The sequence below is a fragment of the Alicyclobacillus suci genome, assembly GCF_017329615.1.
Lineage (GTDB): Bacteria > Bacillota > Bacilli > Alicyclobacillales > Alicyclobacillaceae > Alicyclobacillus > Alicyclobacillus suci.
Genome location: NZ_JAFMTW010000002.1, coordinates 16,891 through 36,424, shown reverse-complemented (window position 1 = coordinate 36,424; position 19,534 = coordinate 16,891). Strand labels below are relative to the sequence as shown.

The 19,534-nt window shown below is 52.9% G+C and carries 22 protein-coding genes and 3 tRNA genes; 5 read left to right on the top strand and 20 right to left on the bottom strand.

Going from position 1 to position 19,534, the window contains the following annotated elements:
• Positions 1 to 59: 59 nt before the first annotated feature.
• The 7 genes from J3482_RS01635 to gltX all read right to left on the bottom strand — a co-directional run bounded on the left by J3482_RS01635 (position 60) and on the right by gltX (position 6,300).
• Positions 60 to 686, bottom strand: a complete 627-nt coding sequence (locus J3482_RS01635) for a succinate dehydrogenase cytochrome b558 subunit (protein WP_021295750.1) — start codon at positions 684 to 686, stop codon at positions 60 to 62.
• Positions 687 to 870: 184 nt separating this feature from the next.
• Positions 871 to 2,676, bottom strand: a complete 1,806-nt coding sequence (gene uvrC / locus J3482_RS01630) for an excinuclease ABC subunit UvrC (RefSeq protein WP_146822720.1) — start codon at positions 2,674 to 2,676, stop codon at positions 871 to 873.
• 16 nt (positions 2,677 to 2,692) lie between these two features.
• Positions 2,693 to 4,252 (bottom strand): hypothetical protein, encoded by a 1,560-nt coding sequence (locus J3482_RS01625; RefSeq protein ID WP_206921979.1) that lies wholly within the window; start codon positions 4,250 to 4,252, stop codon positions 2,693 to 2,695.
• Positions 4,253 to 4,401: 149 nt separating this feature from the next.
• Positions 4,402 to 4,477: transfer RNA gene (locus J3482_RS01620), tRNA-Lys, on the bottom strand.
• Positions 4,478 to 4,486: 9 nt separating this feature from the next.
• Positions 4,487 to 4,561 (bottom strand) — tRNA-Glu (locus J3482_RS01615).
• A 3-nt stretch (positions 4,562 to 4,564) separates the two neighbouring features.
• A tRNA-Gln gene (locus tag J3482_RS01610) sits at positions 4,565 to 4,638 on the bottom strand.
• A gap of 162 nt (positions 4,639 to 4,800) precedes the next feature.
• The gene (gene gltX, locus J3482_RS01605) at positions 4,801 to 6,300 is read right to left on the bottom strand and encodes a glutamate--tRNA ligase (RefSeq protein ID WP_206921978.1); all 1,500 of its coding nucleotides are present in this window, start codon (positions 6,298 to 6,300) and stop codon (positions 4,801 to 4,803) included.
• A 66-nt stretch (positions 6,301 to 6,366) separates the two neighbouring features.
• Between gltX and J3482_RS01600 the strand changes: the two genes are divergently transcribed.
• Positions 6,367 to 6,717: a hypothetical protein gene (locus J3482_RS01600; protein ID WP_146822726.1), complete on the top strand. Its 351-nt coding sequence runs from the start codon at positions 6,367 to 6,369 to the stop codon at positions 6,715 to 6,717.
• A gap of 169 nt (positions 6,718 to 6,886) precedes the next feature.
• Here the strand turns inward: J3482_RS01600 and hisC are convergent, their stop codons facing one another.
• Complete coding sequence (hisC, locus tag J3482_RS01595) at positions 6,887 to 7,990, bottom strand: histidinol-phosphate transaminase (protein WP_223204116.1); 1,104 nt, start codon at positions 7,988 to 7,990, stop codon at positions 6,887 to 6,889.
• Positions 7,991 to 8,124: 134 nt separating this feature from the next.
• Here hisC and ilvA point away from each other — a divergent pair, with 134 nt between their 5' ends.
• Positions 8,125 to 9,357 carry a threonine ammonia-lyase gene (gene ilvA / locus J3482_RS01590; RefSeq protein ID WP_146822728.1) on the top strand — a complete coding sequence of 411 codons (1,233 nt, stop codon included), beginning with the start codon at positions 8,125 to 8,127 and terminating at the stop codon, positions 9,355 to 9,357.
• Between the two features lie 96 nt (positions 9,358 to 9,453).
• Here ilvA and J3482_RS01585 read toward each other — a convergent pair whose 3' ends face one another.
• Positions 9,454 to 10,095 (bottom strand): DUF502 domain-containing protein, encoded by a 642-nt coding sequence (locus J3482_RS01585; protein WP_223204130.1) that lies wholly within the window; start codon positions 10,093 to 10,095, stop codon positions 9,454 to 9,456.
• Between the two features lie 20 nt (positions 10,096 to 10,115).
• The gene (cax, locus tag J3482_RS01580; protein WP_499704303.1) at positions 10,116 to 11,177 is read right to left on the bottom strand and encodes a calcium/proton exchanger; all 1,062 of its coding nucleotides are present in this window, start codon (positions 11,175 to 11,177) and stop codon (positions 10,116 to 10,118) included.
• 154 nt (positions 11,178 to 11,331) lie between these two features.
• Here cax and J3482_RS01575 point away from each other — a divergent pair, with 154 nt between their 5' ends.
• Positions 11,332 to 11,700, top strand: coding sequence for a hypothetical protein (locus J3482_RS01575; RefSeq protein ID WP_146822732.1), 369 nt, complete (start codon positions 11,332 to 11,334; stop codon positions 11,698 to 11,700).
• A gap of 71 nt (positions 11,701 to 11,771) precedes the next feature.
• On the opposite strand, the gene J3482_RS01570 is transcribed toward J3482_RS01575, so the two are convergent.
• Both J3482_RS01570 and J3482_RS01565 read right to left on the bottom strand, forming a co-directional pair.
• The gene (locus J3482_RS01570) at positions 11,772 to 11,996 is read right to left on the bottom strand and encodes a hypothetical protein (protein WP_146822734.1); all 225 of its coding nucleotides are present in this window, start codon (positions 11,994 to 11,996) and stop codon (positions 11,772 to 11,774) included.
• Between the two features lie 116 nt (positions 11,997 to 12,112).
• Positions 12,113 to 12,355 carry a DUF72 domain-containing protein gene (locus J3482_RS01565; protein ID WP_146822736.1) on the bottom strand — a complete coding sequence of 81 codons (243 nt, stop codon included), beginning with the start codon at positions 12,353 to 12,355 and terminating at the stop codon, positions 12,113 to 12,115.
• A 435-nt stretch (positions 12,356 to 12,790) separates the two neighbouring features.
• On the opposite strand from J3482_RS01565, the gene J3482_RS01560 reads away from it, so the two are divergent.
• The gene (locus tag J3482_RS01560; RefSeq protein ID WP_236017772.1) at positions 12,791 to 13,798 is read left to right on the top strand and encodes an LCP family protein; all 1,008 of its coding nucleotides are present in this window, start codon (positions 12,791 to 12,793) and stop codon (positions 13,796 to 13,798) included.
• 63 nt (positions 13,799 to 13,861) lie between these two features.
• Here the strand turns inward: J3482_RS01560 and J3482_RS01555 are convergent, their stop codons facing one another.
• From J3482_RS01555 to J3482_RS01525, 7 genes are all read right to left on the bottom strand, one after another.
• A complete protein-coding gene (locus J3482_RS01555; protein ID WP_206915423.1) occupies positions 13,862 to 14,992 on the bottom strand; it encodes a glycosyltransferase in 1,131 nt (376 codons plus the stop codon).
• A 75-nt stretch (positions 14,993 to 15,067) separates the two neighbouring features.
• Complete coding sequence (locus tag J3482_RS01550; protein WP_146822740.1) at positions 15,068 to 15,310, bottom strand: hypothetical protein; 243 nt, start codon at positions 15,308 to 15,310, stop codon at positions 15,068 to 15,070.
• A 52-nt stretch (positions 15,311 to 15,362) separates the two neighbouring features.
• On the bottom strand, positions 15,363 to 15,893 hold the full coding sequence (locus J3482_RS01545; RefSeq protein WP_146822742.1) for a D-glycero-alpha-D-manno-heptose-1,7-bisphosphate 7-phosphatase: 531 nt from the start codon (positions 15,891 to 15,893) through the stop codon (positions 15,363 to 15,365).
• Positions 15,890 to 16,750 (bottom strand): NAD(P)-dependent oxidoreductase, encoded by an 861-nt coding sequence (locus J3482_RS01540; RefSeq protein ID WP_206915424.1) that lies wholly within the window; start codon positions 16,748 to 16,750, stop codon positions 15,890 to 15,892. Before J3482_RS01540 ends, J3482_RS01545 begins: the two co-directional genes overlap by 4 nt.
• A gap of 12 nt (positions 16,751 to 16,762) precedes the next feature.
• Positions 16,763 to 17,209: a MarR family winged helix-turn-helix transcriptional regulator gene (locus J3482_RS01535; RefSeq protein WP_236017771.1), complete on the bottom strand. Its 447-nt coding sequence runs from the start codon at positions 17,207 to 17,209 to the stop codon at positions 16,763 to 16,765.
• A gap of 64 nt (positions 17,210 to 17,273) precedes the next feature.
• A complete protein-coding gene (locus J3482_RS01530; protein WP_146822746.1) occupies positions 17,274 to 17,954 on the bottom strand; it encodes a TVP38/TMEM64 family protein in 681 nt (226 codons plus the stop codon).
• A gap of 164 nt (positions 17,955 to 18,118) precedes the next feature.
• Positions 18,119 to 18,313, bottom strand: a complete 195-nt coding sequence (locus J3482_RS01525) for a hypothetical protein (protein ID WP_146822748.1) — start codon at positions 18,311 to 18,313, stop codon at positions 18,119 to 18,121.
• A gap of 145 nt (positions 18,314 to 18,458) precedes the next feature.
• Between J3482_RS01525 and J3482_RS01520 the strand changes: the two genes are divergently transcribed.
• Positions 18,459 to 18,734 carry a hypothetical protein gene (locus tag J3482_RS01520; RefSeq protein WP_146822750.1) on the top strand — a complete coding sequence of 92 codons (276 nt, stop codon included), beginning with the start codon at positions 18,459 to 18,461 and terminating at the stop codon, positions 18,732 to 18,734.
• A 74-nt stretch (positions 18,735 to 18,808) separates the two neighbouring features.
• Here the strand turns inward: J3482_RS01520 and rpiA are convergent, their stop codons facing one another.
• The gene (rpiA, locus tag J3482_RS01515) at positions 18,809 to 19,483 is read right to left on the bottom strand and encodes a ribose-5-phosphate isomerase RpiA (RefSeq protein ID WP_223204120.1); all 675 of its coding nucleotides are present in this window, start codon (positions 19,481 to 19,483) and stop codon (positions 18,809 to 18,811) included.
• Between the last annotated feature and the right edge of the window lie 51 nt (positions 19,484 to 19,534).

The following is a 19,534-nucleotide window of genomic DNA, read 5'->3' as shown; positions in this document are numbered from 1 at the left end:
CCAGCCAAGCCACCGCCTACGACGATAATCGTTTGTTCTGCCACGATGAAGTCCCCTCCTTACGCCGCGTGGGTAAACGCGATAAGCGATGCAACGCCCACCCCAGCCAACACGACGAAAATAATCATGGTCACCCAAGCGGTTACGCGCTGTGCACGCGCGCCAACTGTAATCCCCCAGTGGATACAGAATGACCACAATCCGTTCGCGAAGTGGTACGTCGCAGCGACGACGCCCACAACCATGAACCAAAAGTACGCCGGGTTGGACACTAGATTGTGCACCATGTCAAACGTCGGCGCGTTCCCAGAAAAGCGCGTAGTCCACAAGTGAAAAATAATGAACACAAAAGTAATGACCCCAGTGATTCGCTGCAGCACGAACATGATGTTGCGCCCAAACGAATACTGACCTGCGTTGTAGCCGGATACGAAAGCCACATACAGCCCCCACACACCGTGATAGGTGATGGGCAAAAAAATGAAGACGAACTCGATAAAGTGCAACAACGGCAACGTCTGAATTGCGTCAACAGCCTCGTTGAACGCAGCAGGTCCGCGCAACACTGTGGAGTTCGTAAACAGGTGTTCCAATAGGAACAACCCTACTGGAATTACACCGGACAGCGTATGTAACCGGCGCCATAAGAACGTAAGGTTCTTCTTCTGGGCTTGTGCTACTGCCACAAGGTTGCCTCCCTTCCACCCCTAACCAGGAGAACATATGTAACGGCAGTCGCGTGCGACTGCCAACCGGATAGGGTGCCTTCAATTCCACCTAAGATTGTAATGATTGAAATTCCTAGGGTCAAGGAAGCAAAATGACTTCACATGCTTTTCTCGACCCTTCCACTCTCTTTGACAATCGAAGTCAGCGCTTCTCCTGCGCTGTTTTCGCCGCTTGGAGATGGCTCTGGACGCGATTTAGAATCTCGTGAGCCAGTTTGTCGCCAATGCCCATTCCGCGAAACGCATCGACATCTGCCGCCGCGATAGCATCCAGTGAACCAAAGTGTTTCATGAGCGCTTTGCGCCGCTGTGGGCCAATACCCGGTATCTCATCCAGCACAGAGGAAAATCCGGTTTTTTTCCGCGTCTGGCGATGAAATGTGATAGCAAACCGGTGAACCTCTTCCTGCACCCGCTCCAGCAAGTAAAACGCCTGCGAATGCCGATCAATGTGTACGGGCTGTTCCTCGTCCATAAACAACAATTGGCTCGTCTTGTGGCGATTGTCTTTCGCCAGTCCACATACTGGAATCTCCAACCCCAGTTCGTTTTCTAACACATCGAGCGCCGCGTTTAATTGACCGCGACCACCATCAATCACAATCAAATCAGGTAAAGGTCTACCTTCTCGCAAGAGCCTGGAATAGCGCCGACGAATCACCTCACGCATAGAGGCGTAGTCATCCGGACCATCCACGGTCTTAATCTTGAACTTGCGATACTCCGACTTCGCCGGCTTGCCGTCGACAAATACAACCATCGCAGCCACAGCGTCGGCCCCTTGAATATTCGAGTTGTCGAACGACTCAATCCGCCGCGGCGCACCAATGGCGAGTACTTCGCCCAACTCGATGACAGCACCCAGCGTCCTATCCATGTTGCGCTCCATCAATTGCAATTTTTCATCGAGCCCTTGGCGCGCATTTTTTGTCGCTAAATTGACGAGATCTCGCTTTTGTCCACGCTTCGGTTCAAGGACCTTCGCGTCAAGTAACTCAACCAGCGCCTCGCTAGTGGTCCCCTCCGGCAGGAGCACCTCGCGTGGGATGTCCGCGCGCTCGTGGTAAAACTGCTCGACAAACGACATAAAATCCTCCACCGCATCGCCAAAGTGCGGCATGATGCTGACAGAGCGTTCGATTAGCTTACCGCCCCGCACAAAAAACACCTGAACACTCAGCAGTCCCTTATCTTCGGCAAAGCCGAATACATCCCGGTCCACTTGGTCGGGCGTCGTGATTTTCTGTTCTTCCATCACCTGTTCGATGTGCCGAATTAAGTCGCGCAACTCGCCCGCTCGTTCAAAATTCAACTCAGCGGCGGCCTGCTCCATCTTTTGCTGCAAATCTTTGACCACATCCTGGTGACCACCGTGTAAGAAATTGGTGATCTCCTTGACCATCATCTGATACACCGGCGCATCCACCACGTACTCACAGGGCGCGAGACACTGGTTGATATGATAGTATAAGCACACCTGCTTTTTCAGCGTCTTGCACTTGCGCAGGGGATATAGCCTGTCGAGCAGGCGTTTCGTGGCCTGGGCGGCAAATGCGCTCGGGTACGGGCCAAAATATTTCGCCCCATCCCGTTTGACGCGGCGAACAATCTGTAAGCGCGGGTGCATTTCATTCGTGATTTTAATGTACGGGTACGTCTTATCGTCCCGCAACATGATGTTATACGGCGGCGTATGCTGCTTAATCAAGTTACACTCGAGCAACAGCGCTTCTGCCACGGTGTCCGTGACGATATATTCAAAGTCCCGAATATTCGAGACGAGGGCCTGTGTCTTTCTATCGTGCGATCCGGTGAAATACGAACGCACCCGGTTCTTCAACACCTTCGCCTTCCCCACATAGAGGATTTCCCCGGACTGCCCCTTCATCAGGTACACGCCCGGCTTGGCTGGAAGTAACGCGAGCTTGTCGGAAAGCGTCTGTTCCATCTTCAGCCCTCCTTCATTACTCCACTTGTGCGACCACAAGTGTATCTTCGTCTTTATCGGTCCCCTGCTGTAGCCAAATTAAATTGCCATTATCGACGGCCAATTGAAGCACAGGCTGAGCGAGACTCTTTGTCGGACTGCCATTTGACTTGTCGTCACTGAGTTGCGCCATCGACACCTGATAGCCTTGATGACTGTCTGACGCATCCGGCGTCGTTTCGACCCACCAAGCGGTTCCAGAGCTTCCGACTACCGCCCAATGCACCTGTCCGTCCACAGGTGGTCCGTCGTAGTGATTCATGGTACCATCCCACGTCAGTTCGTACCATGTGTCGACATTGTCGGAACTCGTCTGCGTCTTCCCAGCAATTCCTTGAAAAATAATCCCTTGCTGTGTCACCACAGGTGTTTGCATCAAGCCAAACGAAGCCGGGATTTGACTGTCTTCCGTCCAAGCATGCGTCGGGTCGTCCCCTTTCAGCGTATAAATCTGAATGGGAAGGCCCAGTGGTGCGCTCGACCCGTCATCCAGACCTGGCTGCACGACGATTTTCCCGTCTCCGACGGCGACCTCAAAACGATTTTCGACACCATGTTGCGGCGCAAGTGTGTCGACGAGGCTATATTTTCCGCTCTTCGTACTAAGCGCGTAGATCTGCTGCACATTGGTATCTGAAGACCCACCGTCATTCCACGAAATCACACCGACTATCCAGTTACCCATCACTTCGATATGCCAATTCGAGATCTCCCAAGCATCATCGGATTTCTTCCCACTCGCCTGCAACGGGGGAACCAATTCAAATGTATACGTCGCATTGACATTTCCACCAAGCGTGACGCCTTTGGTGGAAAACGGTTGCTGACTAACCTCAATGCGCGGCCAACTATCCGCTGAAAGCACAAGGGTTCCCTGATACAACGAATTCTTATTGACCGCCAGGTGGTTGACGTCAAGATGTGTGGACGCATCCAATTGGTAGACAGCCACTGGCGACACAGGCAAATCACCACCCAAGTGTGCGACCGCCTTTTCCGTGGCGTCTGCTTGTGCACTCACAGGCGGCCGATTCTGAAAATGACGGGCCCATTTATCAGACACGCCGTACCCAACGCCCGCAATCCCAACGACGACAGCCAAAGCTGCCCCAACTTTGGTCCAAAGCGGACCCCGGTGATGCCGCATCGCCTCGTCGCGTGCGATGTTGGCTCGCATCATCTGTACACTGCGCTGGATAAGCGCTTGTGGAACACGCAGGGATTCTCCCTGGGCCACAGCGTCCTTCACTACCGCGACTTGACCATCCGCATCAACGAGTTGCTCCCGCCAATCAGAATCAACAGGCGCCTCACGCACCGCTTCGCGCAGAATCTCCATCATCCAATCTTCCGCAGGCTCCACGTGTGCCTCTGCCAACCGTTCGTTTGCCAAAATAAACGCATAGACAAACGCGTCCTCCGCCTGTTCGACGGTGTCGCATTCCGCCACTAGGTAAGCCCAAGCAACGGCTGCGTATTCCTCAAGAAGTTTGTCAACCCACTGCCGTCGTTCGGCACCTGTCATCCGCGTTCGCAAATGTCTGCCGCCCCCGTATCTCGTCCAAGTTCAAACTCTCTGTCCATGATACCAAACATCTCTGTGGGAACATCGATTTCCAGAAAAAACAAGGCTGTGACACAAACAAAAATCGCGACCCCTCTGGAGGAAGCCGCGATTTCGAAAGCTGGTGGGTCATGAAGGAATCGAACCTTCAACCTGCCGATTAAGAGTCGGATGCTCTGCCAATTGAGCTAATGACCCTCGTCCCATTGGTGACCCTAAGGGGATTCGAACCCCTATTACCGCCGTGAGAGGGCGGCGTCCTAACCATTAGACGATAGGGCCAAGTGGCTGCCGAACTAGGACTCGAACCTAGACTAACTGAGTCAGAGTCAGTCGTGCTACCATTACACCATTCGGCAATGACGTCGTTGACGGTATATAAATATACACAAGAACGACCGTTGTGTCAATATTAATCGTTCAATCTTCGATAGACAGCTCGCATCCAGCGCGCCTAGCATCCGGCGGAGAGCACGTCGCCTGCGAGCTGCTCCCCAGCAGGCGGCGTGCTCCACCACTCGTCATTGCGTCAGAGTAACATTTCCCGTCTCAATGCGATGCGCGGCCAACTCGAGCCGTGACACACATTCGTCACGCCCGAGCAGGACCATGATATCAAATAGACCCGGCCCCACCGTGACGCCAGTCAGCGCGAGGCGCGTCGGGTGAATCAACTTACCGCCTTTAACGCCCAGCTCCTCAATCAAACTGCGAAATTCTTTCTCGACGACAACTGTTGTAAACGGCGACACCTCCGACAGGCGCTTGGCGATGCGGCGCAGGCGGTCGGATACGTCGGAATCAGCAAATTGCTTTTTGACACCCGTCGGGTCATAAGCGTTCACCGGCTGAAAGTAATAACGCAGGCCTTCGACCAGATCTGCCGCATTGCGGCTGCGCGACAAGACAAACTCAATGGCGGTACGAAGCCAGGCCAAGCGCTCGCGGTTCGTCTCGTCCGGCGCCACCCAACCGCGCTCGACAAAACCAGCCCATGCTTGCGCGAGCACCAAATCTGGCGATTGGGCGCGGTAGTATTGTGCGTTCAGCCACTCCAATTTCTTCACGTCATAGACTGCGGCGTGTTTGGCCACCTGATCCAGGCGGAAAGATTCAATGGCCTGTTCACGCGATAAAACCTCGTTATCCTCCCCCGGTGAAAATCCGAGCAAAAGCAGATAATTGATGAGCGCTTGCGGCAGAATCCCCTGTTCCCTGTACTCCGATACGCTGGTCGCTCCGTGGCGTTTACTCAATTTACTCCGATCCGGCGCCAAAATCATCGGCACATGAGCAAACTGCGGAACTTCGAAGCCGAGTGCCTCAAACAGGACCACGTGTCGCGGCGTGTTGGATAAGTGCTCCTCCGCCCGGACAATATGCGAAATCTCCATAAGGGCGTCATCAATACAGGACGCCAAGTGATAGGTTGGCGTTCCGTCGGCCTTCCAGATAATAAAATCATCGATTTCGGCGTTTTGAAATACGACGTCCCCACGAATGATATCGTGGACGACGGTTTCCCCTTCAGATTCGACGCGAAGGCGATAGACATGCGACTCGCCGGCCGCCAGCCGCGAAGCGACTTCATCCGCGCTCAAGTGGCGACACTTCCCTGAGTAGCGCGGCGCCCTGCCCTCTCGCTGCGCAAGTTCGCGCTCGCGCTGCAATTCCTCAGGTGTACAAAAGCAGGGATATACGCGATTTTGCTGCTTTAACTTCTCCAATTGTTCTGTATAGATGGACATCCGCTCCGATTGGCGGTATGGACCATACGCACCGCCCACATCCGGTCCTTCGTCCCAGTCCAGGCCAAGCCACCGCAAACTGTCGAGAATTTGCTGGTACGACGCCTCTGTCGATCTCGCCCGGTCCGTATCGTCAATCCGCAGCACAAAAACTCCTTTGTGCTGCCTTGCGAACAACCAGTTAAAATAAGCGGTGCGCGCACCGCCGATATGTAATGCACCTGTCGGGCTCGGCGCAAAGCGAACCCTCACTTGCTTGTCCTCTTTGTCCATCGAATTGCCTCCTGTATCGGATACACTTTCCTTACGAAGGCACACTACCCTTTGAGGTGAGTGCCCATGCATCATGATAAACCACAGACACAACCACAACAAAGCGACGTTGTGGAAAGTCCGAATTCCGGTTCGTACAACCCAGGCCCCATCAAGAATGGAGAAAACGACTTTCCAAACGCCGAGCTTTGGGAAGTCCAATCCCGCGACGACGATTTAGCCGTCGAGGAATTCGCAGAAGGGCCTTACGGTGCGGCGTTCAACGCACCAAAGCTTGGCAAGGTATCCGACTGGAAACCCGGCCAAGCGGTCACAGGCCGCTTCCGCGACGCCAATATGATTCACTCAGACCGACATTCTGCCACCGAGGAACAGGACTTTACAGACAAGCCTGGCACGCTGGACGGGGAAAACTGAACGGCGATAGCAGCGTACAGACAACAACTAGCTTCGTTGCCAGCAACCACCTCTTGTCTGCGGGTCATCCACTAGGTAACATAATAGCGAAATCAGTCAATCTGATTGGCTAATGGCCCCCTAATCTGGTTGGTTTACCATAGGGGGCCGTAAAAAAAAACCAGTGACTTCACGTACGCACCTGCTGATACGCGCGCAATGCGCCGATACATAACTCATTTTCTTCCTCGAGACCAAATGTGACACGAACGAACGATTCCAAACCCGGATACCCAGCGCGCACGAGTATGCCTTGTTTTTTCAGCCACTCGAACGCAGCGACCCCGTCCCCCACCTCGACCAAGGTGAAATTTGCCTGTGACGGAATTACGCGAAGTCCATCACGTGCCAACGCCGCATACTGTTCCCGGCTCCTCGCTGCAAGCGCCTGCGACTTCGCAATGTGCGCCACATCCTGCAACGCGGCCTGTGCACCCCGTTGGGCCACCCGATTGACGTTAAACGGCTCTCGCACACGGTGGACATACGCCCACACTTGTTCATTGCCAAGCGCATAACCGACGCGCAAACCCGCCAAACCGTACAACTTGGAAAATGTGAACATGTAACATACGTTCGGATATGCCAGAGCCGACTCTGTGACAAAGAACCGATCAGAGTCCGTGGCATAGTTGTCATAGGCGAGATCTACCACGACAAAGACGTCTATCGGCAGTCGTTCTATGAGCCACGTAAATTCGTCGCGTTTGAGCACCGTACCGGTGGGATTGTTCGGCGTGCACAGGTAAAGTAACTTCGTCTTTTCGTTCACCGCCCGCAGCAGTGCCTCGACGTCATAGGAAAAATCCGGTCGCAAGGGTACTTCGCGAATCTGCGCCCGCATCACCTCGGCGCCGAATCCATACTGCGAAAACGACGGAAACGGAACGACAATCTCATCCCCAGGTTCGAGGAACGTCTCTGAAATCAGCTTAATAATATCGTCAGATCCGTTGCCGACAAAAACTTGTTCCATGTGCAGCCCGTGATGCGCTGCCAGCGCCTCACGAAGCAACTCACTGCCTCCGTCGGGGTATAAGTGAAGCTTGGGCAATTCGTGCTCAATCGCAGCAAGGGCCATTGGCGACGGACCAAGTGCATTTTCGTTGGAGTTCAATTTAACGAGCCGGGCCAGTCCAAACTCTTTGCGCAATTGGTCTTCGCTGATGCCTGGCTGGTATGGATGAATGGCTCGCAAGTTGGAACGAACCCGCGCATCTGTATTGAAAATCACAAACACCTCCAGTACGATCATGAGCGGTGTCTAGGCACCGCTCTGCTAGAAGCATTTTAGCACGCCGATGGGATTGGCACTACCGCAGCCGTTTGCGATTACTGCACCCTGGGACACAAAGGAGGATTTCCTGGTTGGAACATCAAGCCAAATTACCACAGCTCACGCTCGACGATATCCAGAAGGCCCGCACCCGGATTGCCGGTGTCATCCAGCAAACCCCACTCGACTACTCTGCGACCTTCACACAGCTGTCGGACAACGAGATTTATCTCAAACTCGAAAATCTGCAGAAAACGGGATCATTTAAACTCCGCGGCGCATACAACAAAATCACGTCGTTGACAGAAGCCGAACGAAACCGAGGCGTTATTGCCGCATCCGCAGGAAATCACGCACAAGGGGTGGCGTTGGCCGCTCGCGATCTCGGCGTCCCTTGCACGATTGTCATGCCGGAAGGGGCTAGCCTGGCGAAAATTGCGGCAACCCAGGCCTACGGCGCAAACGTCGTACTCCACGGCGCATCGTACGACGACGCCTACGCGCATGCAGTCGCACTGCGAGACGAACGAGGTTATACATATGTCCACGCGTTTGACGACGAGGCCATTATTGCGGGCCAGGGGACGATGGGACTGGAAATGTTGGAACAGTTGCCGGACGCAGACGCCATCGTGATTCCGATGGGCGGCGGCGGATTGGCCGCAGGCATCGCGTTAGCTGTCAAATCACTGAAAAAAGATATCCGAGTGATTGGCGTTGAGGCCACCGCCGTCCCATCGGTGCGCGAGTCGCTTGAACTCGGGCGGCCAACGACCGTGACTGCACAGGCGACGCTTGCCGACGGTATCGCCGTGCAGCGCCCCGGCGACCTATCTTACGCCTTAATCAAACAATATGTGGACGATGTCGTGCTAGTCGAAGAAGAGGAAATCTCGCGGGCTATGGTACTCCTGCTTGAACGCTGTAAAATCGTCGCCGAAGGTGCCGCTGCGACCAGTGTTGCCGCAGCCATCAACCGAAAGATCCCAAGTGGCCTTGGCAAAGTCATCTGCGTATTATCGGGCGGCAACGTGGATGTCACCGTACTATCGCGGATTATTGAACACGGACTTATTGAGTCTGGACGATTTCTCCGATTAGCTGTGACGCTCTTGGACAGGCCCGGAGCACTGAAAGATTTGTTGGACGTTCTCGCAGCACTGCGGGCTAATGTCCTATCTATTCGCCATCACCGGGTCGGTACACACATTCACCTCGGTCAAACCGAAGTAGAGCTCGACCTCGAAACCCGCGATAAAAAACACATCGAAATGTTGTGTACCGCCTTGCGCGAACGTGGCTACACGCCAGTCCTGCGAGACTGACATAACAGCACACCTTCGCACAACAGTCAAATGGCCGCTCGCGCATCCACGTGCGCAAGTGGCCATTTAAAGTCGAGTTTCATACAAGTTCATTGACTACATGCCCAGCGGTTGATGATTTCCGGTTGGCAACTCAGTCTCTAAATCCTCTTTCTTCACAGATTCCACGGAATGGCCCAACCCAGCCGACAACGAAAATTTAAATGCCTGCTCCACCGTCAATCCACAAGGCTTCACTTTATCGCGCGAGACAATGACTGTGGCGCCAGCAAACTGAAAAGCGTTGGGCAGATACACAGACACCTTTGTACCGTCGGGATCCATCTCAACTGGCAGCGCCTCATTGGTAATAAAACCGAGCACCTGCGCGCGTTCATCCGGCCAGTCGACGAGCACCGGTTGTTGAAACGCGCCTTTGCGCCCAAACGTGTTTTGCACGAGTTCCTTGGCCGTCGAATAAAGTGACTTAATCACAGGAATTCGCGTAAATAGAGCATCTAGCCAAGAGAAGAATACGCGGCTAATGTATATGCGTGACAGCAAGCCAACGACCGTGATGGCCGCTAAGATGAGCACGAAGCCCGTCCCGGGAATATGAAACCCTGGGTACGGAATGTATTGCCCCACCAATCCATCCACGTAGTTGACCACGACGACGACAACCCAGATAGCGAAAACGAACGGTAACACTGTCGCCAAGCCAATCCCAAAGTGTTTCGCAATTGCCCGGATAAACATTTTCACGGCAAACACTCCACTCAGGCAGTATGTAACGTGTAAAAACCGACAGCAAGAACGAGATATGCACCAACCGCCATGGCACCTTCCAGCCAGTTGGATTCACCATCGAGCATTAAAATGACCACCAACAAGACTGCTGCAATCATACTGATGAGCTCTGGCCAAGAAAATACGAGTTCAAACGGATTGCCCATCATCAGACTGACAAAAAACAATACCGGTGCGATGAACATCGCCACCTGAAGTGTACTGCCGACTGCAATCTCCAGCGAGAGATCCATTCGGTTCTTCCAAGCCATCCAGACGGCCGACGCGTGTTCGGCCGCGTTGCCAATAATCGCGACGACAACCACCCCGATAAAGACTTCACTCCACCCTAATCCAGCAGCAATCGACTTGACGTTTTCCACCAGCCAATCGCTCTCGATGCTAACCAGGACAGTAGAAATCAGCAGGACAATCACCGCAGGCCAAAGTCGGTACTTGACCTCTTCCTGGCCAGCCCCCTCTGTTTCAGCCGCCTCATCTTCTATGTACGCAAACACTTCACGATGCGTGAACAGGCTAAAGAACAGGCCAAGAATGTAAATCACGAGTGAGACCGCCGCCACGCCGAACGACAGTGTGTAGTTCTTTTCATGCGGCGCCAACGCAAAAATGCTCGGTACGACAAACGCAATACCGACGCCTAACATCAACATGGACGCATTGCTGCGTGCCACGCGCAAATTAAAATATTGAATCGGATGGCGAATGCCGCCAACAAAAAAACTTAACCCGAGCACAAATAGCAGGTTGCCAATAATGGAACCTGTAATGGAGGCTTTGACGAGCGAGAAAAGCCCCTGCTCTAACGAAAATATGCCGATAATCAACTCAACAGCATTTCCGAAAGTAGCAGACAGCAAGCCGCCCAGACGCGGTCCAGCGTGTGCGGCAATCGACTCTGTCGCCTGCCCCATGATGGCCGCCAACGGGATAATCGCCACTGCGGAAGCAAAAAATTGCAGCATCTCACTTCCATGTGTAAAGCGAATGACCGCACTGATGACAATCATCACGACGGCCAAAATACTCATCCAACGACTCAACGAAACGTTCACCCTTTTCGACAGAATAGTGGGCCTTCATCATGGTTCCTTTTGGAAATCCGACCGAAGCACCCGGACATGTTTCTCCGAACTATGTTACAATCATCAACATAACTTCTTTTGGTGTAAAGGTGGCGAATTCATGTATCACTTTCCCAAAGTGAAGATGTTACGTGGTGAGTTGAAACGCAGTGAAATCCGCAACAGCGTTAAATATCAACTTACCACAAAGGAATTTATACAACAGCGTGGTCAAACCACATTCCGCATCGCACTAGACAACATTATTGGATTCGTCGAATGCGATGATCTAGAGTTTTCCCAGCATGTCAATCGCCTATCAAGCGGGCGTTCAGACGCCGGACGTGCGTACAAAATCGTGACAAGCGTCCTCCACCTGGTGTCGCCGTCAGGCGTGGTGGAACAAGGGCAAGTCGCCTTTTATACCCGCTTGTCTGGGCCTTTTGCACAACTTCTCGAAGATTACTTGCAATCATCTTCACAAATCTAATCCGTCCTGTCACAGCCCAGCCAAGCGCTGGCACGCATAAATGAAACCGGGCGCATCCATGCGCCCGTCTCTCAATAATTCCGCCAATCGTCCGGGTCATCGGCCTCGTGATGACGCCGTCGCCGAACCATCCGAATCACATACCGTATTAGCAACACGATGGCACATATGACGATGATTGCATACGCAATCCACATCGCCCACTCCAAGTGGAAACGGTGTTTTATCCAAGCAGCAATCTCGTACGCAGCAATCGCCACCGCTGCGAACATCCAATCCGGAAAGCCGTAATTCATCCTTGTCCTCCAGTGTCTTTGCTCACGCCCACTATACAACCATACCACAATTGCGAATGAAAACGAGATGTCATGCAAAGACCTTGCATACGTAGTAACAGGGCTCATGCCTCAACTCACAGGAGTCGCAACTGCTCCGAAGTGTCGAGCGGTGGCCGAGGTTTATCCCACATTTCACGATTGCGACCATGCATTCTCAGCAGACCGAATGCCCGATTCGTCAACGCAGGTACAAGGGGTACGCTACCAATTCCAGCATCCGGTTCGTCACAAATGACGTGAACCGCCCCCAACCTTTTGAAAAGCGACGCAATGCACAACGTCTTTGACCCTTTCACCGCGCCACACTTATAATACATGTTGTATGCGCCACTTGTTGAGCCACAGCAAGCCGCACGTCGCTGTTACTATTGTAAACCTTACATATTGGAGATGAGTCACAGATGGCCAGCAGTCAACACGCAATTCACTGTCCAAAGTGCAATAGTACCTCATTCCGGGAAGAGCGCATCGTCCAACTCGATTCAAGCGTCGTCATTCGCGATGGGTTACCGGTTCAGGCGCGAACGCTCGCCGAATCATACCGCTATATTTGCATCCAGTGTAACGAAATCCTTACCCATAACTAAGCCAACCTAATTCTCCGCGCAACGACAGGGAGCCAGCGTTCGTCGCACGACGACGTAACCGTCTGGCTCCCTCGTTCTATGCGAAAGTGCATCACGAATCCGAATAACCTGCACCATCTTCTGAGACAATACGCATGATCACAAGGAGATGGGAGTGGGCCCCAAATGTCTGAACGCCGTGATCGGAAATTTACTTTCTCGCGGATGATTCGTTTAATTACAACGATGGCACTATTGGTAACCGTCGTCGGCGGATGCACGCTTGCTACCGCGCGCGTCCTTTTCCCACACCGCGTTCATGCGGCACTGCCTCCGATTCGATTGTCACATGCACCGCAACCAGACCGAAAGACCATTCTCCTGATTGGAACAGATGCCCGGGAAAATAATCTCAACGGCAATTCTGACGTACTTTGTGTCGCCAGCCTCGACGACGCACACCACCGAATTGAATTATTATCGATTCCTCGCGATACCCAAGTGGCCTTTCCGGATGGGCGATACCGGAAAGTAAACGACGCATTGGCCATTGGGGGGCCAGAGATGACCGTTCAGATTGTTGAAAATTTAATTGGTCTGCCGATAGATCACTATGCACTCACCCGGTTTGATGGACTCGTTAACATGATTAATCGTATCGGCGGCGTGGAGATAAACGTCCCTAAGCGCATGTACTACAAAACAGGCGACGCGGTTCATGGCATTATCAATCTTCAACCCGGACGGCAAACGCTCACCGGGGAACAAGCGCTGGCATTCGTCCGCTACCGGCACGACGCACTCGGCGATATCGGGCGAACCGAGCGGCAACAAGCGTTTCTCGTGGCACTAAAAAGTCGCCTGTTACAACCGCAGACCATCCCCAAACTCCCGGGTATCCTCATGGATGCCGTGCACAGCGTCGACACCGATATGACATTTGTCGATTTGAGTAAGTTAGCAACAAACGCGCGCACATACGCCGGGTATCGTACAATTGAACAAACTCTGCCCGGATCTTTTCACGACCCCGCCGGCGCAACCGGCGACTTGAGCTATTGGGTGGTCAACCCACATCAGGCGCGATACGTCGCAAAGCAGTTTTTTGAAGACGGCATTGTGCAGAAAAATCCAGTACAAGATCCGGCGACGACACAATGCTGGCATCTACCTGGCACCCAAGCGACCTCGTAACAGTAAACGCCGCCGCCGAAGGCAATGCCCTTGGCGGAGGCGTTTTGTCCAACATCGATCAAATTAGACAGACCGAATCCGGCCTTTCTCCCGCGTGACCACGACTTCCTCACGAACCTTCTCTTGTGTATCTTTCCACGTCAATCGATTGTTCATCATGTACGACCAGACTGTCGATACGAGAATGCCAATGACCTGTCCAATCGGGACAGCGACGCCAACCGCTCGAAACCCGTCCATGACGAGCGTCGTCAACGCAATGCCCACGAGTGAAATAGCGATAAACAACGGCAGTTTGATATTCCATTTACGCTGCCCCGACGCCCGCCAAGTAATCTGGTCATTCCAAATATAATTGCTCAACATTGCCACCAACGAGGCGATAATCGACGCCGAAGTATCTGGAACTCGCAGCGCGTACTTCAAAATTGACAACACCACCAAATTGACGACGACGCCACTGGCACCTATCGCACAGAACAAAAAGAACCGCCTGTCCGACGGGCTTTGAGAAACAAGCCGAAATAAATGGCGAAAATAGTTCCACTGTTCACGCATGCTCATTTTCGACTCGCCAGCATCGCGAGCCAAAAATTCATAAGGAATCTCATGAACCGTTTTATACTGGCCCTTCACCAGAACCTCAATTAGGATTTTCCAGCCAATTGGATCTAACTGAGCACCATCGACCACATTGCGATTGACGCCAAAATAGCCGCTTGTACAATCAGAAATTTTGCGTAAGCGCCGCAGCGCGAGCTGACCGATAACCCTCGCTACCCATGACACCAATTTACGCAATGGCCCAAGGCCCCCATCTGAACCGCCACTGACAAAACGGCTCGGGATGACAATGTCACTGCCTGCCTCGAGGTTTCGAAAAATTTCTGGCAGGAGCTCTGGCGGATGTTGCAAATCGGCATCCATCACAATCAGATAGTCGCCCCGAGCCCGTGCAAATCCAGCGACAACTGCGCTCGCCAATCCCCGCTCGCTATCCCGATGGTAAACGTGAACCTGCTTGTCCACCGCTTCCATCTTGGAGAGGACATCGACGGTGTCATCCGTACTATCGTCCACGAACCAGATCTCATAGCGGATTGGCTCATCTCGTAATGCTGTATGAATTCGCTCAACTATCGGCGCAATATTGTCCCGTTCGTTGAACGACGGAATGATGATACTCAGGTCCAATGAGACATCTCCTTTAGTACGTGACCGCGGTAACAACACACAAAAGAGAGGCGCGACAGCCTCTCTCAACGGACCTCATGGCCACCAATATCCCATGTAGGGTGCTGTTGGGTCCATCAACCCGTTCACTGCGCTCGCCGGATAGTACGGCGCCAACACTGGATATCCAGTTGTCAACCACTGTAGCGCGGAGACGGGAACAGACGCCCGCATCCACCAGGATAACACATTTTGATCCGGCAAGGTGGTCCAAAGCGCATCCTCCAGTTCTTCGTACCAACCGTACAGCGCGTCACCGAAGTTGGTCACAGGCAACATACAAGCAGCGCCTCCTAACCCATGTTGGGCCTTGCGCTACATCTTATGAAAACTATACCTGTCCTGCATCGCGCAATATCCAATCCACCGCCGCCGCAATATCTGCGACGTGGGCACTGGGAACTACGCTGCTTGGCAACGCCCCGCCGCCGACAAAAATGGTTTTACACCCGGCTGCCTGACCGGCTAAGATGTCGACATCTCGGTCTCCAACCATGTAAGAACGCGCTAAATCTAATTCGTGGCGTTTGGCTAACCATTCAATCATGCCCGGCTTTGGCTTTCGACAAGCACAACCCGCTTTAGGCGCGTGCGGACAGTACATGATGTCATCGAGATACGCACCCGCTTCGGCCAATAACGCGGTCATCTTCTCGTGAATTGCCTGCAACGAAAGCTGCGACAAGTAGCCAAGTCCAACGCCACCTTGATTGGTCACAACACCGACAAACAAATTCGCCTGATTCAGTGCTGCAATGGCCTTTGGTGCTTGTGGAAACAGATAAAAATCATCTGGACCATTGATATAGTGGCGGTGGTCATTAATGACCCCATCCCGATCTAAAAAAACAGCCGGCTTCATGCCTGTGTCTGTCCTCGCAGGTGTTTGAGCACAGCAATCATATCCTCATCGCCGTACCCGTCAGCCACCGCTTTTTGAAATGTATCCAGCGTCGTATGTACTGCAGGCATGGCAGCGCCCACTTGCGTTGCCTGGCGAATCACAAGCCCCAAATCCTTTGTCAAATGCCGCAGCGCAAATTGCGCGCCGTATTCTTCATGGAGCAGCATGTCTCGCTTGCTCGCTATCATCGGCGACCAAACTGCGCTATTTTCAAGAACACTTAGCATCAATTCGGCGGATAAGCCATTTTCCCTGCCAAACGTAAGACATTCTCCCAGCGCCTCAACCGCCATTCCCAAATACGCGTTCACCAGTAATTTCATCGCCGCGCCCTTGCCGCACGGTCCGATATGAAACGCAGCCTTGGAAATTGCGTTGAAGATAGGCATCATCTGCTCAAAATCTTTCACGTCCCCGCCAGCGACAACGGTGAGCGCCGCATTTTCTGCCGGCTTGACAGAGCCAAGTACCGGCGCGTCCATAAACCGCAAACCACGCCCTTGCAACGCCTGCGCCAATTTCACCGTTTCGTCGACACCGATGGTACTCATGTTGAGCACGAGTGTATTCTCCGACATCGCCGCCGCAGCCCCTTGCTCGAACAAGATATCCTCGATTGCGGCGAAGTCGGAGACCATCAACACCACCACGTCTTTATCCTGCACCGCCGCAGTCAGCGAATGCACCGTCCGTGCACCGGCGAGTGCTGTTTCCTTGGGCGAACGATTGTAAGCACAGACGTCAACGCCTGCACGCGCGAGATTGCGAACCATCGGCACACCCATGTTTCCTAATCCAATCCAACCTACCTTCATCACAATACCCCCTTATTCTTCGGACTCGGATTCCAAGACTTCGACAAGCCGTTCCAACAACCGTGTCAGCGCCGCCGCATCCTCCCGCCCCATCTTGTCCAACAATTGACTAAGGCGGACTGCCCGGCGCGCCAATAGTTCCTTGATGCGCGCCTCGCCACTTTCGGTCAACCTCACAAAGACGACTCGCCTGTCTTCGATAGATCTTGTTCGTTCCACATAGCCTAAACGCACCAATTCGTCGCAGACTTGCGTTATCGCACCAGGACTAAGGCCAGCAATTTTTGCAATGTCAGACGACTTGGCATTCTCATTTAAAGACAAATAGCGCAGGACAAATAATTGGGTGGTGGTTAACCCAGTTGCTTCGACCTCTCGACGCGTTTTCATCGAACGGGACAACCGCTCGAGAATACTGTCTAATTTCCGTACTTGGTCGAGGTTTTCGTGATCTTCCAACTGCATCACCTCGGGGTTTCTACTATATTGTAGCCATCACATTTTTAGAACACCAGACTGTATTTTACATATGCCATCTGAAAAATCTGCGGTGCAGGTCTGCGTGATGATGGCTGCGCCGCCGCACGAGAACCCCCGCCAATCCGACGATTGACAATGGGATAATACCAATTAAAATATAAATCCAGTTCCCAAAAACTCCTTGGAAAACCAGCGCAACACCCAGGTAGTATGGGAAAATAGCGACAACTGCGGTCCATAGGTAGCTCCATAAACTGATGGCTGGCACCATTCCTGCGACATAATTGACGACGAATGCAGGCACGGGTAGCATACGGGCTATCAATAAGCCTAGGCTCCCCCAATCCTTCACCCAATGATTCACTTGTTCAAACCGCTCGTGCGCCGAAGCCCGGGACAACCACACCTTCGTAAAGTGACGAGCAATAAAAAAGATGACCAACGCACTGAGCGTAGAGCCTATATACGCATACACCGTACCCCATCCGACGCCATAGACACGCAGGAAAATGACCAACAGGCCCTCCGATGGAATCGGTGTCAAGCACCACAGTAACATCAGGATAATCGCCACAATAATGCCAATGGCTCCCCACGACCGAATCAGTTGCGAAACCCGGTGGTGTCGGTCCAAATATAATAGTATGCCAATCATGACGACGCCGGCACCTATCATGGACATAATACGCCAGTCCGTCAAAAACTGTCTGATTTGAGAAGTCATGGTGAAGTCTCCTCGCTCTATGACACTCTAGCATATTCACACTAGCAGACTGACGCGAAAGCTTCAAATTCCGTCGGCTTCTGGCGAGACATGTCGAAATACCACGAGAGATACAAGTATTCGGATGAGGTCAAAAATGGCGGATGCAGTGCATCCGCCGTGCTTCAGTCGATTGGCGTCCTCCGCTTTGGTGCTGTTTCAATGCGCGCACCATCTTCAGGATTCGGTTTGCGGGAGGTGTTCTCGACGGTCGCCTGAACATCAAACTTCCGCACGTTTTCGTCCGCCCATTTATCCAACTGCGTCACATCGAACTTCCGCAACGGGTGACCCGGCTTGCGATGCGTCTGTTCTTGCACATCCATCCCCCCATTCCCGTATATGTAACATCCCCCACGCGCACCACGGCTATGTGCCGGATTGGGTTGCCCCAGGGGTTCGTCCGTCGTCCGTGCATAGAACTACACACTTTTGGAAAAAACCATGGAAAAGGAGGTTTTATCATTGTCACAGACAGACTTTCATCTACTCTCCCGTGAACAGCTGCGCCACCTCGTGTTCGATCTCGGCAAAACAGACGCCGAAATTGCTCAAATGTTCGGCATATCCACCAATACGGTTCACCATCGGCGCCAACAAATGAACTTGTTAGAAGGACAAATGACTTCCGAAGAACTGGCCGAAGTCGTTCGCCTCGCGGAACAAGTGAAACGCCTGCCCAAGGAAGCTGTCGCCGAAGTTCGAGCGATTGTTGAACGGTATCAACCTCCCACTTGGTAAGACCTTATTCGACAGGCAGCGTGACCTATGCCTTAGTCAAGTCCAGCATTGGCAAAATGATGCGCAAAACCGAATCACGACCGCTCTACCACGTCGACACCGCGCGCTGATCCCACAATCACAAAACTTGCCAAGTCGGGGAACAAACCGGTTTCCACCACACCTGTCAGGCGTTTTAAGCGGTCGTGCAACGCTGCCACATCAGGCACTGAAGCAAACGTCACATCGACAATATAGTGTGCGTTGTCCGTCACAAACAGTTCATCGCCGTCCTGGCGCATTGTCGGTGTGCCACCCAACGCGCGAATGCGCTCAACAGTCGTCTCAACTGCGAAAGGAACGACTTCCACGGGAATACTCACACCGTCGAAAGAATCGACACGCTTCGACTCATCAACGATGACAATCATCTGCTTCGACGCACTGGCAACCAATTTTTCACGCAATAACGCACCGCCACCGCCTTTTACCAGTTCCAATTTTGGCGTGACCGCATCCGCCCCATCTATCGTAATGTCGAGTACAGGATGTTCGCGAAAATCGGTCAGCGGAATGCCCAACTCCTTCGCCATCACCTCTGTGGCCTTCGACGTCGGAATCCCCTTGATTTGCAGCCCATCTTGAACCATACGACCCAATTTTTGCAATGTATAGTATACAGTCGATCCCGTCCCGAGGCCGAGCACCATTCCGTCCTTTACATAATCGAGCGCACGCTCACCTGCTACGCGCTTATACGCATCTGACATTGTCATACATCCTCCTCACGTGATAATTTCTCGAGAACTCATCCATCCTAC

Coding starts and splice junctions, on each gene's coding strand:
- J3482_RS01600 (WP_146822726.1), top strand. CDS start 6,367: ATGCATCATGATAAACCACAGACACAACCACAACAAAGCGACGTTGTG.
- J3482_RS01565 (WP_146822736.1), bottom strand. CDS start 12,355: ATGTATTATAAGTGTGGCGCGGTGAAAGGGTCAAAGACGTTGTGCATT.
- J3482_RS01570 (WP_146822734.1), bottom strand. CDS start 11,996: ATGAATTACGGCTTTCCGGATTGGATGTTCGCAGCGGTGGCGATTGCT.
- cax (WP_499704303.1), bottom strand. CDS start 11,177: ATGAGTATTTTGGCCGTCGTGATGATTGTCATCAGTGCGGTCATTCGC.
- J3482_RS01540 (WP_206915424.1), bottom strand. CDS start 16,750: ATGAAGGTAGGTTGGATTGGATTAGGAAACATGGGTGTGCCGATGGTT.
- uvrC (WP_146822720.1), bottom strand. CDS start 2,676: ATGGAACAGACGCTTTCCGACAAGCTCGCGTTACTTCCAGCCAAGCCG.
- gltX (WP_206921978.1), bottom strand. CDS start 6,300: ATGGACAAAGAGGACAAGCAAGTGAGGGTTCGCTTTGCGCCGAGCCCG.
- J3482_RS01575 (WP_146822732.1), top strand. CDS start 11,332: ATGTATCACTTTCCCAAAGTGAAGATGTTACGTGGTGAGTTGAAACGC.
- J3482_RS01585 (WP_223204130.1), bottom strand. CDS start 10,095: ATGTTTATCCGGGCAATTGCGAAACACTTTGGGATTGGCTTGGCGACA.
- J3482_RS01545 (WP_146822742.1), bottom strand. CDS start 15,893: ATGAAGCCGGCTGTTTTTTTAGATCGGGATGGGGTCATTAATGACCAC.
- J3482_RS01550 (WP_146822740.1), bottom strand. CDS start 15,310: ATGTTGCCTGTGACCAACTTCGGTGACGCGCTGTACGGTTGGTACGAA.
- J3482_RS01560 (WP_236017772.1), top strand. CDS start 12,791: ATGTCTGAACGCCGTGATCGGAAATTTACTTTCTCGCGGATGATTCGT.
- J3482_RS01530 (WP_146822746.1), bottom strand. CDS start 17,954: ATGACTTCTCAAATCAGACAGTTTTTGACGGACTGGCGTATTATGTCC.
- rpiA (WP_223204120.1), bottom strand. CDS start 19,483: ATGTCAGATGCGTATAAGCGCGTAGCAGGTGAGCGTGCGCTCGATTAT.